The organism is Gibbsiella greigii (assembly GCF_039540155.1).
GTDB classification, from domain to species: Bacteria; Pseudomonadota; Gammaproteobacteria; order Enterobacterales; family Enterobacteriaceae; genus Gibbsiella; species Gibbsiella quercinecans.
Genome location: NZ_BAABEM010000020.1, coordinates 58,182 through 72,634, shown reverse-complemented (window position 1 = coordinate 72,634; position 14,453 = coordinate 58,182). Strand labels below are relative to the sequence as shown.

14 protein-coding genes and 1 pseudogene are annotated in these 14,453 nt (G+C 60.1%); 8 read left to right on the top strand and 7 right to left on the bottom strand.

All coding sequences use genetic code 11. From position 1 onward, the window contains the following. The first annotated feature begins 257 nt into the window (after positions 1-257). Genes glpA through glpC form a run of 3 tightly spaced genes read left to right on the top strand, consistent with a single transcriptional unit; the run spans position 258 to position 4,358 of the window. On the top strand, positions 258-1,901 hold the full coding sequence (glpA, locus tag AC559G_RS13350; RefSeq protein ID WP_498912851.1) for an anaerobic glycerol-3-phosphate dehydrogenase subunit A: 1,644 nt from the start codon (positions 258-260) through the stop codon (positions 1,899-1,901). Beyond that, on the top strand, positions 1,891-3,162 hold the full coding sequence (gene glpB, locus AC559G_RS13345) for an anaerobic glycerol-3-phosphate dehydrogenase subunit B (RefSeq protein WP_498912850.1): 1,272 nt from the start codon (positions 1,891-1,893) through the stop codon (positions 3,160-3,162). The genes glpA and glpB overlap by 11 nt, the downstream gene beginning before the upstream one ends. Further along, positions 3,159-4,358 carry an anaerobic glycerol-3-phosphate dehydrogenase subunit GlpC gene (gene glpC / locus AC559G_RS13340; RefSeq protein ID WP_498912849.1) on the top strand — a complete coding sequence of 400 codons (1,200 nt, stop codon included), beginning with the start codon at positions 3,159-3,161 and terminating at the stop codon, positions 4,356-4,358. The genes glpB and glpC overlap by 4 nt, the downstream gene beginning before the upstream one ends. Positions 4,359-4,401: 43 nt before the next feature. On the opposite strand, the gene AC559G_RS13335 is transcribed toward glpC, so the two are convergent. From AC559G_RS13335 to AC559G_RS13325, 3 genes and pseudogenes are all read right to left on the bottom strand, one after another. Then, positions 4,402-4,992 carry a DcrB family protein gene (locus tag AC559G_RS13335; RefSeq protein WP_498912848.1) on the bottom strand — a complete coding sequence of 197 codons (591 nt, stop codon included), beginning with the start codon at positions 4,990-4,992 and terminating at the stop codon, positions 4,402-4,404. Positions 4,993-5,070: 78 nt separating this feature from the next. After that, positions 5,071-5,157 (bottom strand): annotated as a pseudogene (locus AC559G_RS13330) (GNAT family N-acetyltransferase); the annotation flags it as partial. Between the two features lie 50 nt (positions 5,158-5,207). Then, a complete protein-coding gene (locus AC559G_RS13325; protein WP_121552781.1) occupies positions 5,208-5,873 on the bottom strand; it encodes a 7-cyano-7-deazaguanine/7-aminomethyl-7-deazaguanine transporter in 666 nt (221 codons plus the stop codon). Positions 5,874-6,089: 216 nt separating this feature from the next. Here AC559G_RS13325 and tusA point away from each other — a divergent pair, with 216 nt between their 5' ends. Continuing rightward, positions 6,090-6,335, top strand: a complete 246-nt coding sequence (gene tusA / locus AC559G_RS13320; RefSeq protein ID WP_095846334.1) for a sulfurtransferase TusA — start codon at positions 6,090-6,092, stop codon at positions 6,333-6,335. 41 nt (positions 6,336-6,376) lie between these two features. On the opposite strand, the gene AC559G_RS13315 is transcribed toward tusA, so the two are convergent. Further along, entirely contained in the window at positions 6,377-8,674 is a 2,298-nt protein-coding gene (locus tag AC559G_RS13315) for a heavy metal translocating P-type ATPase (RefSeq protein ID WP_498912847.1), read from the bottom strand. 176 nt (positions 8,675-8,850) lie between these two features. Further along, positions 8,851-9,477, bottom strand: a complete 627-nt coding sequence (locus AC559G_RS13310) for a lysoplasmalogenase (RefSeq protein WP_438599426.1) — start codon at positions 9,475-9,477, stop codon at positions 8,851-8,853. 145 nt (positions 9,478-9,622) lie between these two features. On the opposite strand from AC559G_RS13310, the gene AC559G_RS13305 reads away from it, so the two are divergent. Then, positions 9,623-9,982 carry a DUF2500 domain-containing protein gene (locus AC559G_RS13305; protein WP_498912846.1) on the top strand — a complete coding sequence of 120 codons (360 nt, stop codon included), beginning with the start codon at positions 9,623-9,625 and terminating at the stop codon, positions 9,980-9,982. An 8-nt stretch (positions 9,983-9,990) separates the two neighbouring features. Here AC559G_RS13305 and AC559G_RS13300 read toward each other — a convergent pair whose 3' ends face one another. Beyond that, the gene (locus tag AC559G_RS13300; protein ID WP_438599425.1) at positions 9,991-10,263 is read right to left on the bottom strand and encodes a DUF1145 family protein; all 273 of its coding nucleotides are present in this window, start codon (positions 10,261-10,263) and stop codon (positions 9,991-9,993) included. After that, a complete protein-coding gene (gene rsmD / locus AC559G_RS13295) occupies positions 10,253-10,876 on the bottom strand; it encodes an RsmD family RNA methyltransferase (protein WP_498912845.1) in 624 nt (207 codons plus the stop codon). The genes AC559G_RS13300 and rsmD overlap by 11 nt, the downstream gene beginning before the upstream one ends. Before the next feature lie 204 nt (positions 10,877-11,080). On the opposite strand from rsmD, the gene ftsY reads away from it, so the two are divergent. From ftsY to ftsX, 3 genes are read left to right on the top strand one after another with little or no spacing between them, the layout of a single operon-like run. Next, entirely contained in the window at positions 11,081-12,523 is a 1,443-nt protein-coding gene (gene ftsY, locus AC559G_RS13290) for a signal recognition particle-docking protein FtsY (protein WP_498912844.1), read from the top strand. A gap of 5 nt (positions 12,524-12,528) precedes the next feature. After that, complete coding sequence (gene ftsE / locus AC559G_RS13285; RefSeq protein ID WP_095846328.1) at positions 12,529-13,200, top strand: cell division ATP-binding protein FtsE; 672 nt, start codon at positions 12,529-12,531, stop codon at positions 13,198-13,200. Further along, positions 13,190-14,167: an ABC transporter permease gene (gene ftsX / locus AC559G_RS13280; RefSeq protein ID WP_498912843.1), complete on the top strand. Its 978-nt coding sequence runs from the start codon at positions 13,190-13,192 to the stop codon at positions 14,165-14,167. Before ftsE ends, ftsX begins: the two co-directional genes overlap by 11 nt. Positions 14,168-14,453 lie beyond the last annotated feature (286 nt).

Here is a 14,453-nt window from a genome sequence, read left to right as displayed (position 1 = left end):
GCCATCCTAGTGAAAGCCCAGAGTGCCAACTGTGATGAATCGCGCATTTGTTACAGTTTTATGAAGGCATGGCGGATTTTGAGTGATTCGTTAACGTTATGAAATAGATAAGCGGCTGCAAGGCGTGATGATGTTCACAAATATGGTTTTTTATGGACATTGTATTTTCGTTTCTTGCTCGTTTTTGTTTCTTATCAAACAAAAACCTCACGGATTGTGGATAAATAAACCCATAACCACAGCGTTTGGGGGCTTAAATGGGCCACAATGCACCTGGCAGCGAAACGGATGTGATCATTATCGGCGGCGGAGCGACCGGGGCGGGGATCGCCCGTGACTGCGCGCGCCGTGGCCTGCGCTGCATCCTGTTGGAACGGTATGACATCGCCACTGGGGCCACCGGGCGCAATCATGGCCTGTTGCACAGCGGCGCGCGCTATGCGGTAACGGATAGCGAATCCGCGCGCGAATGTATTGAAGAAAATCGCATCCTCAAGCGTATCGCCCACCACTGTATCGAACGCACCGACGGCCTGTTTATTACGTTGCCGCAGGATTCGCTGGACTATCAGCAGCAGTTTATCGCTGCCTGCCGGCAGGCGGACATTAACGCGCAGGCTATCGATCCGCAACTGGCGCTGCGCCTGGAACCGGCGGCCAATCCGGCGTTAATCGGTGCGGTGAGGGTGCCTGACGGCACTGTCGATCCATTCCGCCTGACCGCCGCCAATATGCTTGATGCCCGTGAACACGGCGCGCAAATCTTCACCTATCACCAGGTGACCAGCCTACTGCGCAGCGGCGATCGGGTGACCGGCGTGCGCGTTTTTGACCATCAGTCGGCGCGGCAGTACGCCCTTCATGCCCCGGTGGTGGTTAACGCGACCGGTATCTGGGGCCAACAAATCGCGGAATATGCCGATCTGCGCGTGCGTATGTTCCCGGCTAAAGGGGCATTGCTGATCCTTGGGCACCGTATCAATAACATGGTAATCAACCGCTGCCGCAAGCCGGCGGACGCCGACATCCTGGTGCCGGGCGATACCATCTCGCTGATTGGCACGACCTCAACCCACATTGATTACGACCAGATCGACAATATGGTGGTGACGCCGCAGGAAGTGGAGATCCTGATCCGCGAAGGCGCGCTGTTGGCGCCGGCGCTGGCGCAGACCCGTATCCTGCGGGCCTATGCCGGGGTGCGGCCGCTGGTGGCCAGCGATGACGATCCTTCCGGACGTAACGTCAGCCGTGGCATCGTACTGCTGGATCACGCCGCCCGCGACGGGCTGGAAGGCTTTATCACCATCACCGGCGGCAAACTGATGACCTACCGTCTGATGGCCGAATGGGCCACCGATAAGGTTTGTGAAAAACTCGGGGTTAACGTGCCGTGCAGCACTGCGGCGGCTGTGTTGCCCGGCTCCGAGCGCACGGCGGAGGAAACGGCGCGCGGCGCGGCCGGCCTGCCCGCCAGCATTCGCGGCTCGGCGGTATACCGCCACGGCGATCGCGCCGGTCTGGTGCCGGCTGGCAGCCGTCTGGACAACAGCCTGGTGTGCGAGTGCGAAGCCGTCACCGCCGGGGAAGTGCGCTACGCGGTGAATGCGTTGGCGGTGAATAACCTGATCGATCTCCGCCGCCGCACCCGCGTCGGCATGGGCACCTGCCAGGGCGAGCTGTGCGCCTGCCGCGCCGCCGGGTTGTTGGCGCGCTTTAAGGCGGCCACGCCGCTGCAGTCGATCGCCCAGCTATCCCATTTCCTTAACGAACGTTGGAAGGGCGTGCGGCCCATCGCCTGGGGGGATGCGTTACGCGAAAGCGAATTCACCAGTTGGGTTTATCAGGGGCTGTGCGGGCTTGATGAAGGCGCTGGGCAGGAGGCCGAAGATGCAATTTGACGTGGTGGTGATTGGCGGCGGGTTAGCCGGCCTGAGCTGCGCGATCCGCCTGGCGGAACGCGGCAAGCGCTGCGCGGTGATCGGCGCTGGGCAAAGCGCGCTCTACTTTTCTTCCGGTTCGCTTGATTTACTGGCGCGCCTGCCCGACGGCTCGCCGGTGGCCAGGCCGCTGGATGCGTTGCTCGCGCTGGCGCAGCAGGCGCCACAGCACCCCTACAGCCTGATCGGCGCCGCGCAGGTGGCGGTGCTGGCCGGGGAAGCGGAACAGCTGTTGCAGCGCTGCGGCGTGCCTTTGCAGGGCAGTTGTGTTCTCAATCATCTGCGCATTACGCCGCTTGGCACGCAGCGCGCCACCTGGCTTAGCCCGCAGGCGGTGCCCACCGCGCCATGGCAAGGGCAACTGCCCTGGCAAAAGGTTGCCGTGGTGGGCATCGAGGGTTTTCTTGATTTCCAACCACAGCTGACCGCCAGCGCGCTGGCGCGCGAGCAGGGCATCACGGCTTGGGTGGAACAGCTGCATTTGCCGGCGCTGGATCGCCTGCGTAATAACCCCAGTGAGTTCCGTGCGGTGAATATCGCCCGGGTGCTGGATCGGGCGGAAAATATCGCCGCGCTGGGGCAGGCCTTGCACCCGTTGGTGGCCGATGCACAAGCGCTGTTCCTGCCGGCCTGCTTGGGGCTGGAAAGCGAACAACCACTGGCGATGCTGCGTACGGCGCTCGGCAAGCCGGTGTGCCTGTTGCCAACGTTGCCGCCTTCGGTACTGGGGATGCGGCTGCACCAGGCGCTGCGCCAACGCCTGCAGCGGTTGGGCGGCGTGTTTATGCCCGGCGACGCCGTGCAGCGGGCAGAACTGACGCAGGGGCGGGTGACCTGCCTGTATACCCGCAACCATGGCGACATTCCGCTGCGCCCGCAGCAGGTGGTGTTGGCCAGCGGCAGTTTCTTCAGCAACGGGCTGGTGGCCGAATTTGATCGGATACGGGAGCCGGTGTTCGGGCTGGACGTGTTCAGCAAAGCCGAGCGGGCTGACTGGAGCCGGGCTGATTTCTTCGCGCCGCAGCCTTATTTGCAGTTCGGCGTGCGCACCGATAATCAACTGCGAGCGCAGAAGCAGGGCAAAGCCATACCGAATCTGTATGCCATCGGGGCGGTGACGGGCGGTTTTGATCCGCTGTACCAAGGGTGCGGCGGCGGCGTTTCGCTCATCGGGGCGTTACATGTCGCGCAACAGATCCTTGCGCAAGGGGAAGCCGCATGAGCCTCTCGAAAGACCAGAGTTTTGAAAGCTGCATCAAATGCACGGTCTGCACCACTTATTGCCCGGTGGCGCAGGTTAATCCGCTGTACCCCGGGCCGAAGCAGGCGGGGCCCGATGGCGAACGCCTGCGGCGCAAGGATCCGGCGCTGTATGACGAAGCGCTGAAATACTGCACCAATTGCAAACGCTGTGAGGTGGCTTGCCCATCGGACGTCAAGATTGGCGACATCATCCAGCGCGCCCGCGCGGAATACGGCCACGGCAAACTGACGTTGCGCGATGCGATCCTTAGCCACACCGATTTGATGGGCACACTGTCGACGCCGTTCGCGCCTATCGTCAATACCGCCACCGGCCTGCCGCCGGTGCGCATATTATTGGATAAGGCGCTGAAGATTGACCACCGGCGCACGTTGCCGAAATATTCGTTCGGCACCTTTCGCCGTTGGTATCGCCAGCAAGCGTCGGCGCAGCAGCGTTATGCCGAACAAGTGGCGTTTTTTCACGGCTGCTTTGTGAACTACAACCATCCGCAACTGGGCAAGGATCTGATCGCTGTATTCAATGCGCTGGATATTGGCGTGCAGTTGCTCAAACAGGAGAAATGCTGCGGCGTGCCGCTGATCGCCAACGGTTTTATCAAACAGGCGAAAAAGCAGGCCAACGCCAACCTGCAATCGCTGCGTGACATGGTGCTGACGCGCGGGATACCGGTGGTGGCGACCTCATCAAGCTGCACTTTTACCCTGCGGGATGAATACCCGCACCTGTTGGACGTCGATACGGCAGCGGTGCGCGATCGGGTTGAGCTGGCCACACGCTATCTTTACCGCCTGCTAAGCCAGGGGCGCCGCCTGCCTTTGCGCCATACGCCGCTGCGCGTGGCGTATCATACGCCCTGCCATATGGAGAAAATGGGCTGGACGGCCTACACGCTGGAACTGTTGCGGCAGATCCCGGGGCTGGAGTTGATCGTATTGGACTCACAGTGCTGCGGCATCGCTGGCACCTATGGCTTTAAATCGGAGAACTATGCCACGGCACAGGGGATTGGCGCCGGGTTGTTCCGCCAGATTGCGGAAAGCGGGGTTGATTTGGTGGTGACCGATTGTGAAACCTGCAAATGGCAGATTGAAATGTCGACCGGCAAACGCTGTGAGCACCCGATCACCCTGCTGGCGCAGGCACTGGCGTAATCGGCCGGATGCGCCCTCCAGGTTGGGAGGGCGCAGGCTGGCGTTATTGCTGCAGCTTCAGGGTATTGATCACCCCTTCCGCCTGGCTTTGCGCCTGCTGCTGGTTATCCGCCGGCAGCGTGATCTGGATGGTCAGCAATTGGTTGTCCAGTGTGCCGATCAGGATCGAAGAGTAGGCTTTCTCGCCGCCACTGGTGATGATGCTGTCCAACTGGCGCAGCGGAACACCATCGATTTCAATGGCTTTGTTGGTGATCACCTGCAGGTTGGCATCGCGGGAGCGTTGCTTCTCTTCCAGCCGTTGGCCCAGCGTTTCCAGGCTGTCGGCAGTTTTATCGCCCAGGATCACGATCACCGCGCGTTGGCCGGAGCTGTCGGCATAAACGTGCATGTTGTTCGCCTGATTGCCCAGCTTGCCGCTCTGATCGGTCATGCCGTTTGGCAGGGTAAAGACCAGTTTCCCGCCCAGCAGGCTAACCTGTGAGCCTGTCTGGGCGTTGGCGGCGGCGGTGTTGCTACTGCTGTTATTGCTGCTGTTGCCCGCCGGCGCCTGGGTTTCCTGGGTTTGTCCGTCGCAGGCGGCAAGGCCCAGCGCAATCAGGCCAATACCCACTACTTTTACTATTTTTCGCATGGGGCTTCCTTTTTCCTTACAGGTCGTTTTCTCCATGTATCGCAACGTATTCCACGCTGAAATGCAAGGCAGATGTTGTTATAAGCGTTTTTCTAGCATCAGCCGATAGTCAGCCACTTCGCCTTTCTTTTCCAGTGCAATAATCTGATAACCGCGGGCGATCACCGCTAATGTTCATGCAGGTAAAGTATGGTGCGTATCAGCAAAAATGCCGGTCAGTTGAGCTGCAGCTCGCCGTCCTGGCGGCGCACAGCCAGCCGTTTCAGCAGCATATTGAGCAACACGCCATACATCGGCAGGAAGAACAGCATGCAGATCATCACCTTGAAGCTGTAATCCACCAGGGCGATCTCCACCCAGTTGGCGGCCATAAAGGCATCGCTGCTCTTGTAGAAGGCGATAAAGAAAAAGGCCAGCGTATCGCTGATGTTGCCAAGGAACATGGAGGCTGCCGGCGCCACCCACCAGGCGCTGCGTTGGCGCAGCCGGTTGAAGACGTGCACGTCCAGGATCTGGCCAAGCACATAGGCCATGAAGCTGGCCGCCGCGATGCGCGCGACAAACAGGTTGAAGCTGCCCAGGGCGCTAAAGCCCTGCCATTCACCCTGATAGGTGACGGTCGAAATCACATAGGAAATGAACAGCGCGGGTACCATCACCGCCAGGATAATCCGCCGGGCCAACGGGGCGCCAAAGATGCGAACGGTTAAATCGGTCGCCAGGAAGATAAACGGGAACGTGAAGGCCCCCCAGGTGGTATGGAAGCCAAAAAGGGTAATCGGCAGCTGCACCAGGTAGTTACTGGAGGTGATGATGGCAATATGGAATAGCGATAGCCAAACTAACGCGATTAAGCGTTGTTGGGGAGTAAATGCATACATGATGTCGCCTTTTTAGTGATGGGGTGAGGGAACCCAGGGATAAACTTTGCGTATTTTACGTGCGCGGCGGCATGATACGCGTTTGCGCAACCAATGCAACGGTTAAATTTGAAGCAAACGTTAACGTATCTTGCGCATAAAAACCACTGGCGTAAACTAAGCGCCAATCAGATTTGGCGGTTGCCCGCTGCACTACGTTGTGGATTAAGAAAGAGTATGAGTGACATTTTTTCCCAGGCGGACCAGACGCTTGATGCGCTGGGGCTGCGCTGCCCGGAACCGGTGATGATGGTGCGCAAAACCGTGCGTCATATGAATGAAGGCGAAACGCTGCTAATCCTCGCCGACGATCCGGCCACCACCCGTGATATTCCGGGTTTTTGCCGTTTTATGGAACATACCCTGCTGGCGCAGGAAACCGATAAAACCCCCTACCGGTATTTGCTGCGCAAAGGGCAATAACATCGATCAAACCCTCTGGCCGCCGGGCCAGAGGGCTGATTTCACTTCTGTTTCTTCAATAGCCGCAGCGCGTTGGCGGTAACCAGCGCGGTGGCGCCCGAGTCCGCCAGCACCGCCAGCCACAGCCCGGTCAGCCCAAACAGGCTGGTGACCAGGAAGATCGCTTTCAGGCCAAGCGCGATGGTGATGTTTTGGCGGATGTTGGCGTGGGTCGCGCGCGAAATGCGGATCATGTCCGCCACGCCCTGCAGGCGGTTGTGGGTCAGCGCCGCATCGGCGGTTTCCAACGCCACGTCGGTACCGTTGCCCATGGCAACGCCAATACTGGCTGCCTTCATTGCCGGCGCGTCGTTGATACCGTCGCCGATCATGGCGGTTTTACGCGTGGCGCTCAGCGCCACCATGGCCTGCACTTTATCTTCCGGCAACAGCCCGGCGCGGTAATCCAACCCCAACTGGCCGGCAATGGCCGCTGCGGCGCGCGGGTTATCGCCGGTCAACATCACGCTGCGTATGCCCAACTGCTCCAGCGCGGCGATTGCCTGGCGCGCATCGCTGCGCACCGTGTCGCGCAGCGCCAGCAGCCCCAGCGGGCGACCGTCTTCCAACACTACCACCACGGTTTTGCCAGCGTTTTCCAACTGGGCTATGCGCGCTTGCCAGTCGGCGGTCAGCGGGTTTTCCGTCAGCTTGCTGGGGGCGGCGATCAGAATCGTTTTTCCATCGATAACGCCCGAGACGCCGATCCCCGCCAGCGCCCGGCGGTTTTGCGCCGACGGCAATGCCGTTTGCCCGGCGTGCCGGATAATGGCCTGCGCCAGCGGGTGATGCGAGCCCGCTTCCACCGCCGCGGCCAGCGCCAGCAGCCGTTGCTCATCCACCTCGGCGCCCGGCTGTACGTCGGTGACTGCGGGCTTGCCTTCGGTCAGCGTGCCGGTTTTATCAAAGGCGATGGTTTCCACCTGCCCAAGTTGCTCCAGCGCTGCGCCGCCTTTAATCAGCACGCCGCGGCGGGTGGCCGCCGCCAGCCCGGACGTGATGGCCGCCGGGGTCGAGATCACCAGCGCGCACGGGCAGCCGATCAGCAACAGCGTCAAGCCGCGGTATACCCAGGTTTCCCACGGCAGGGAGAACAGCAGCGGCGGAATCAGGATCACCAGCACTGCCAGCAGCATGATGGCCGGGGTGTAATAGCGGCTGAAGCGATCGAGAAAACGCTCAATCGGCGCCCGGCGCTCTTCGGCTTCTTCAATCAACTGCAGGATGCGGTCGATGGCGCTTTTACCCGGCTCAGAGACCACTTTCATCAGCGAGACACGATCGGCCACCAGGCTGCCGGCGGCGACCTTTTCACCCTGCTGGCGTTCCACCGGCACTGATTCGCCGGTCAGCGCGCTTTCATCAAAGCTGGCGAACGGGCTGAGCAGTTCGGCATCCACCGGCAGGCGCGAACCGGGCGCCACTTCGATCATATCGCCCGGCCGCAGGCTGGCGACCGGCACCGTTTCCCGCACATCGTTGTTGATACGCAGCGCCTGTTCCGGCACCAGCGCCATGAGCGCGCTAACGCCGCGGCGGGCGCGATTGGCGGCGAAAGACTCCAGATGTTCGCCAATCATGAATAGCAGCAATACCATCGCCGCCTCGGCGGTTGCGCCGATAAACAGCGCCCCGATGGCGGCAACGCTCATCAGTGTTTCAATGGCGAACGGCGTGCCGGAGCGGATCAGCCGCAGTGCCTGGGTGGCAACGGGGTACAGGCCCACCAGGGTGGTGAGGGTGAAGGCGATGCGCCCGAATGCCGGGTTGACGGCCTCTATCACCGCGCTGGCGGCCATTAATGCTATCAGCACTATCAATGGGCCAAACTCGCGCAGGCGAGCGGTTGCGGCTTTGGCGGCGGCTGGAGCTTGGGCATCAAGCAGGCTGAAACCGGCGTTTTGCACCGCGTTTTGCACATGAACGCTGATGTCGCTTTGGGCATCGACCACCAGCTTTTCGGTGGCGAACAGTACGCGCGCGCTATCAACGCCGGGCAGGGCGATAACGGCATTTTCAATTTTGCGTGCGCAGGAAGGGCAATCCATTCCGTTGATTTTCCAACTGAAACGCTGGCCGCCGGCGGGGGGCCTGTCGCTTTCCTCGTCCGGCGCCTCGCTCGCCAGGCTGCAGCAATCCGCGTTGGCCGCTGGCTCCTGTTCATGCGTTTGCGCAGCTTCAGCGCAGCAATGGCTGGCGGTGCTGCTGCAACCGTGCTGGGTTTTCGCATGGCTGTGCTGGCAGCCGCAGTGGCTTGATGGGTGTTGGTGCTCCTGATGCTGTGCTTTATGGGTCTGCATAACGCCCCCTGATTGGTAGTTAACGGTGTTCATGCATGAACTCTACACCCTGGAGTTGGCTCCAGAGTCAAGTGCCAAATGAGAACCGTTGCTAACGGCGTCTTAGGGGGAACGTGCGCCCGGTAATGCCAGAGCCTGCGCCGGCGTGCCGCCAGCGCAGATCACCGACCGGTGCGCTACAGGTACAGCGAACGGACGATCAGGAAGTGGCCGACAAAATAGCAAAACGCCACAATGGCGTCCGAAGCGCGGAAGGTAAAACGGTAGCGGTTCAGCAGCCACACGATGTTCGCCAGCAACAGCAGCGAGGTGCCCACCAGCAGCGAGAAGCCAAAATCGGTGCTGCGCAGGAAGTACTGTTCGCCCGCCAGCCATACCATCAGCAGCGTCATCGCCACCAACGCGACGATCGGCCAGCGCAGGTTTTCCAGCTTGCTCCAAATGGTGGCCAGCAGCAGGGCGCCGATGATCAACAGCGTCAGCGGCAGTGGCCAAAACAGGCTGAACGTCATCTGGCTGGCGAAGCTGAGCGTATACAGCAGATGCGAAAGAAAGAACGCGCCGATGGCGTACAGCACCCGCTCGCGCGGCAACAGTAATAGCGCATCGCCGATCAGCGTGGCCAACAGGCCAAGAACCAGCAGATAACCGGCGGCGTTGAGCACCGGTGCTTGCCAGGCCAGCAACAACAGCAGCAACAGGGTGACCGGCTTGAATACCCAGCGCTGCCAGCGTGGGCCGCGGTAGGTTGCGTCAACGAATAGCCAACCGGAAAAGAAGACGGCGAGGAAGGGCCAACTCATAGATTTTCCTTATTCATTAGGGACGGTCACCCGCTCCAAAGTTTCCAATGTGATGCTGCCAGTGTAGGTGCCCCGCCCAGGATCGACAATGCTTTCTTCCTGGTGTTATGGTGGCGACGGTTCTGATGGGCAAAGGAAAGAGAAAATGAGTAAGCCGCCGTTGATTGTGGTTGCCGTGTTGGTGCTGATCGCCGTGATGGCAACGCACCGTTATTTCAGCCAGCGCCGCGTGGAGGCGGAAAACGATCGCGCGCCGGTGCTCACCCAGCAGGTGAGGGTGACGGAAAAACGGGAAATCCCCGACACCCGCAACCGCTCGCGCCAGCGTGAACATATCGTCAATGAGCCGATGCGTTATGAGGTGGTGTTCCAGCCGCTGCGCGGCGGCGAGGCGATCACGCTGCGGCTCAAGCAGCCGCAGTACAACCAGATTGAACAAGGCGCCCAGGGCACGTTAAGCCTGCAGGGAACACGCTTTGTCGGGTTTAGCGCCCAGCAGCCATAGGCAGGCGATTATTTTTTGCTGATCGGCGGCTGCTTCTTTTGCCAGGCCAACAGCTCGAACACGCCGAAGATGAAGATTTTGGTTTCCTGCCATTTACCGATCGGCTGATCCTTGGGCTGGGTGGATTTCAGCAGCACCAATTGCAAGCCGTGCATCACCACCATGAAGAACAGCGCCACGTCGATAAAATATTTCAGCGGTTTGGGGAACGGATGGACCAAATTGGCCAGTAAAAAGCCCCATACGCACAGCATCAAAAGGCGGCCCAGATTAATCAGCATGTTCGGTTGCCCCTTTGGCAGAACGGATATAAAGACGGTAGGCCACCTGGCCGGCGACCTTTTCGCGGTGTAGCGCCCAGTTGGCCGGCACGTCTGCGGCGGCGCTTTCGGCTTCGGCCTCTACATACACCCAGGCTTCATCCGCCAGCCAGCCTTGTTGCTCCAGCAATTGCACCGTGTCTGCCAGCAGCCCTTTGCGGAACGGGGGATCGAGGAACACCACGTCAAACGGCTCACCGGCGCCCGCCAGCCAGTTCAGCGTATTGGTGTTGACCACCTGCCCATGCCCCTGCAGCAGTGCCAGGTTCTTTTCCAACTGCTGCGCCACCGGGCGCTCAAACTCCAGCAGCGTGGCGCTGCCGGCATAACGTGACAGCGCTTCCAGCCCCAGCGCGCCGCTGCCGGCGAAACAGTCCAGGCAACGTGCGCCCTGGATCACCGGCGTCAGCCAGTTAAACAGTGTTTCGCGCACGCGATCGGTGGTGGGGCGCAGCCCGGGGCTGTTGGGCACGGGTAATTTTCGCCCACGCCACTGGCCCCCAATGATACGAATCTGCCCGGCCGCGGCCGGCTGCGGTTTCCTGGCCGCGCTGCGCGGTGAAAATTTTGCCATAGGTCTGCTTACTGTGTTGCGACGTTAATAAAAAGTTGCTCCTATTCTAGCGGGGACGCGCGCCGGGGGGAACGGTTAAACTTTGTTGCCTGATTTTACAACGGAAAGCCGCGCGCATGCGTGTTGCTGCGAGAGGGAAAGTGGTAGACTCTGCGGTTTAATTAGTCGCATTTGCACGCCATCGGTACGGAGTAAGGTCAGAACATGGCAAAAGATAAGAAACGCGGGTTTTTCTCCTGGCTGGGGTTTGGCCAGAAGGAAGAAGAGCAACAGCAACCTGAGCCGCCGGTAGAACCGGGGGAAAGTCAGGCCGCGGAGACGCCGGCGGAACCGGCCGTCCCTGAGCAGGTGGAGCCGAAGCCGGCGCCGGCCCAGGAATCTGAGCCAGCAGAGACCGCTGCCGCCCCGATCGAACCGGAAGCACACCAGGAAGGCACGCTGGAAGAGGATCATGCCCAGGCGCTGGCCGAAGAGATCGTTAATGTGACCGAGCAGGTCGCCGCGCAGGCGGAGGCGCCGAAGCAGGAAGACACAGAACCAGAATCGGAATTGCCGGCGCCGGAACGGCCAGCGCCTGAAGCACCGGCCGTTGCGCCTGAAGTGGTGCCGCCAGAGAACATCGCGGTTGTCGCCAGCGTGGCCGCCGAGCCGGAAGCCGTTCAGGAAGCGGAAGACGACGAGGATGCTTTGGCGCCGGCGGTAACGCAGGAGCAGGAGCGCCCAACCAAAGAAGGCTTCTTCGCCCGTTTGAAACGCAGCCTGGTGAAAACCAAACAAAACCTCGGCTCTGGTTTTGTCGGCCTGTTTCGCGGCAAGAAAATTGATGACGATCTGTTCGATGAGTTGGAAGAACAACTGTTGATTGCCGACGTGGGCGTCGACACCACGCGTAAAATCATTGATTCCCTGACTCAGCATGCCAGCCGCAAACAGCTTAAAGATGCGGAAGCACTGTACGGCAAGCTGAAGGAAGAAATGTCTGAAATTCTGGCCAAGGTCGATCAACCGTTGGATATCAGTGGTAAAACCCCGTATGTCATCCTGATGGTCGGCGTTAACGGCGTGGGTAAAACCACCACGATCGGCAAACTGGCGCGCCAGTTCCAGGCGCAGGGCAAATCGGTGATGCTGGCGGCGGGCGATACCTTCCGCGCGGCGGCGGTGGAGCAACTGCAGGTGTGGGGCGATCGCAACCGCATTCCCGTGGTGGCGCAGCACACCGGCGCGGATTCCGCTTCGGTGATCTTCGACGCCTTGCAGGCCGCCAAGGCGCGCGGCGTGGATGTGTTGATCGCCGATACCGCCGGGCGCCTGCAGAACAAGGCGCACCTGATGGAAGAGCTGAAGAAAATCGTGCGCGTGATGAAAAAACTGGACGAGCACGCCCCTCACGAGGTTATGCTGACGCTCGACGCCAGCACTGGCCAGAATGCGGTCAGCCAGGCCAAATTATTTAATGAGGCCGTAGGGTTAACCGGCATTACGCTGACTAAACTGGATGGTACCGCCAAGGGCGGGGTGATCTTCGCCATTGCCGATCAGTTCGGCATCCCGATCCGCTATATCGGCGTAGGCGAGGGCATCGAAGATTTGCGGCCATTCAAGGCTGATGATTTTATTGAGGCACTTTTTGCCCGAGAGGATTAATACGGATGATTCGCTTTGAACAGGTCAGTAAAGCCTATCTGGGCGGCCGACAGGCGCTGCAGGGGGTGGATTTTCATCTGCGCCAGGCGGAGATGGCGTTTCTGACCGGCCATTCCGGCGCAGGTAAAAGTACCCTGCTGAAACTGATTTGTGGTATCGAACGGCCGAGCGCCGGCCATATCTGGTTTAGCGGGCACGACATCAGCCGGCTGAAAAACCGCGAGGTGCCGTTCCTGCGCCGCCAAATTGGCATGATTTTTCAGGATCATCACCTGCTGCTCGATCGCACGGTGTATGACAACGTCGCAATGCCGTTGATCATCGCCGGCGCCAGCGGTGAAGACATCCGCCGCCGCGTATCTGCGGCGCTGGACAAAGTTGGCCTGTTGGATAAAGCGAAGAACTTTCCGATTCAGCTTTCCGGCGGTGAGCAGCAGCGCGTCGGCATCGCCCGCGCGGTGGTGAACAAACCGGCGGTGCTGCTGGCGGATGAGCCAACCGGCAACCTGGATGACGCATTATCGGAAGGCATTCTGCGTCTGTTTGAAGAATTCAACCGCGTTGGGGTGACGGTACTGATGGCAACCCATGATACCGGGCTGATTGCCCGCCGCAATTATCGCATCCTGACGCTAAGCCAGGGGCGTATGGTGGGGGGAGCACATCATGGCGAATAACGTGAAAGCGGCAAAAGGCGCGAACGCGGCCAAGAGCAAGGCGAAGGCGCTGCGCGGCGGCTGGCGCGAACAGTGGCGCTATGCCTGGGTGAACGCCCTGGCCGATATGCTGCGCCAACCCTTGGCAACCTTGCTGACGGTGATGGTGATCGCCATATCCCTGACGCTGCCGAGCGTGTGCTACATCGTCTGGAAGAACGTCAGCCAGGCGGCCAGCCAGTGGTACCCCACGCCGCAGTTGACGGTATACCTGGATAAGTCTCTGGATGACGACGCGGCGGTGAAAGTGCTGGACGCCATCCGCGCGGAAGCCGGGGTGGATAAGGTGAACTACCTGTCGCGTGAAGAAGCGCTGGGCGAGTTCCGTAACTGGTCTGGTTTTGGCGGCGCGCTGGATATGCTGGAAGAGAACCCGCTGCCGGCGGTGGCCATCATCACGCCGAAGATGGATTTCCAAAGTGCGGATACGCTTAACACCCTGCGCGATCGGGTGGCGGCGGTGCAGGGCGTGGAAGAAGTGCGCATGGATGACAGCTGGTTTGCCCGCCTGGCGGCATTGACCGGGCTGGTGGGCCAGGTGGCGGCGATGATCGGTATCCTGATGATCGTGGCGGTATTCCTGGTGATCGGCAACAGCGTGCGCCTGAGCATTTTCAGCCGCCGCGATACCATCAACGTGATGAAATTGATCGGCGCCACCGATGGCTTTATTTTGCGGCCGTTCCTCAACGGTGGCGCGATGCTCGGTTTCTTCGGCGCGCTGCTGTCGTTGATACTTTCGGCGGCGCTGGTGTGGAAGCTGGAGTCGGTGGTCACCGGGGTGGCGCAGGTCTTTGGCACCACCTTTATCCTGCGCGGTTTGGGCTGGGATGAAGCCTTGCTGCTGTTGATTGTTTCCGCGATGATCGGTTGGATTGCCGCCTGGCTGGCGACGGTGCAACATTTACGCCGATTTACACCACAATAACGTTTTTTTGTTATACTCTTCTCCTGCTGCGTTACCCTGGTTGCAGGAGAAGAGCGTTGGCGGATCCCGCGGATCCTTCCTTCAATTAAGCGCACAATTTCCCGTGAATCTGCTATTTTTTATCTGCTGCCTGGTTTTCCAGGTGTAAAAAAATAGTGAACTAGCGGGCTGCAACAGGGTCAAAAATTGCAGCAAATGTTAAGGTGTCCGGCGAGCGGAACCTGTTTTGCACAGCAACTGCCGTAAAATCAGTCTCTCCCCGCCGTAATATTCACCTGCATGCATG

Coding starts and splice junctions, on each gene's coding strand:
- AC559G_RS13335 (WP_498912848.1), bottom strand. CDS start 4,992: ATGCGAAAAATAGTAAAAGTAGTGGGTATTGGCCTGATTGCGCTGGGC.
- ftsY (WP_498912844.1), top strand. CDS start 11,081: ATGGCAAAAGATAAGAAACGCGGGTTTTTCTCCTGGCTGGGGTTTGGC.
- tusA (WP_095846334.1), top strand. CDS start 6,090: ATGAGTGACATTTTTTCCCAGGCGGACCAGACGCTTGATGCGCTGGGG.
- rsmD (WP_498912845.1), bottom strand. CDS start 10,876: ATGGCAAAATTTTCACCGCGCAGCGCGGCCAGGAAACCGCAGCCGGCC.
- glpC (WP_498912849.1), top strand. CDS start 3,159: ATGAGCCTCTCGAAAGACCAGAGTTTTGAAAGCTGCATCAAATGCACG.
- glpA (WP_498912851.1), top strand. CDS start 258: ATGGGCCACAATGCACCTGGCAGCGAAACGGATGTGATCATTATCGGC.
- AC559G_RS13305 (WP_498912846.1), top strand. CDS start 9,623: ATGAGTAAGCCGCCGTTGATTGTGGTTGCCGTGTTGGTGCTGATCGCC.
- AC559G_RS13310 (WP_438599426.1), bottom strand. CDS start 9,477: ATGAGTTGGCCCTTCCTCGCCGTCTTCTTTTCCGGTTGGCTATTCGTT.
- ftsX (WP_498912843.1), top strand. CDS start 13,190: ATGGCGAATAACGTGAAAGCGGCAAAAGGCGCGAACGCGGCCAAGAGC.
- AC559G_RS13315 (WP_498912847.1), bottom strand. CDS start 8,674: ATGCAGACCCATAAAGCACAGCATCAGGAGCACCAACACCCATCAAGC.
- glpB (WP_498912850.1), top strand. CDS start 1,891: ATGCAATTTGACGTGGTGGTGATTGGCGGCGGGTTAGCCGGCCTGAGC.
- AC559G_RS13300 (WP_438599425.1), bottom strand. CDS start 10,263: ATGCTGATTAATCTGGGCCGCCTTTTGATGCTGTGCGTATGGGGCTTT.
- AC559G_RS13325 (WP_121552781.1), bottom strand. CDS start 5,873: ATGTATGCATTTACTCCCCAACAACGCTTAATCGCGTTAGTTTGGCTA.
- ftsE (WP_095846328.1), top strand. CDS start 12,529: ATGATTCGCTTTGAACAGGTCAGTAAAGCCTATCTGGGCGGCCGACAG.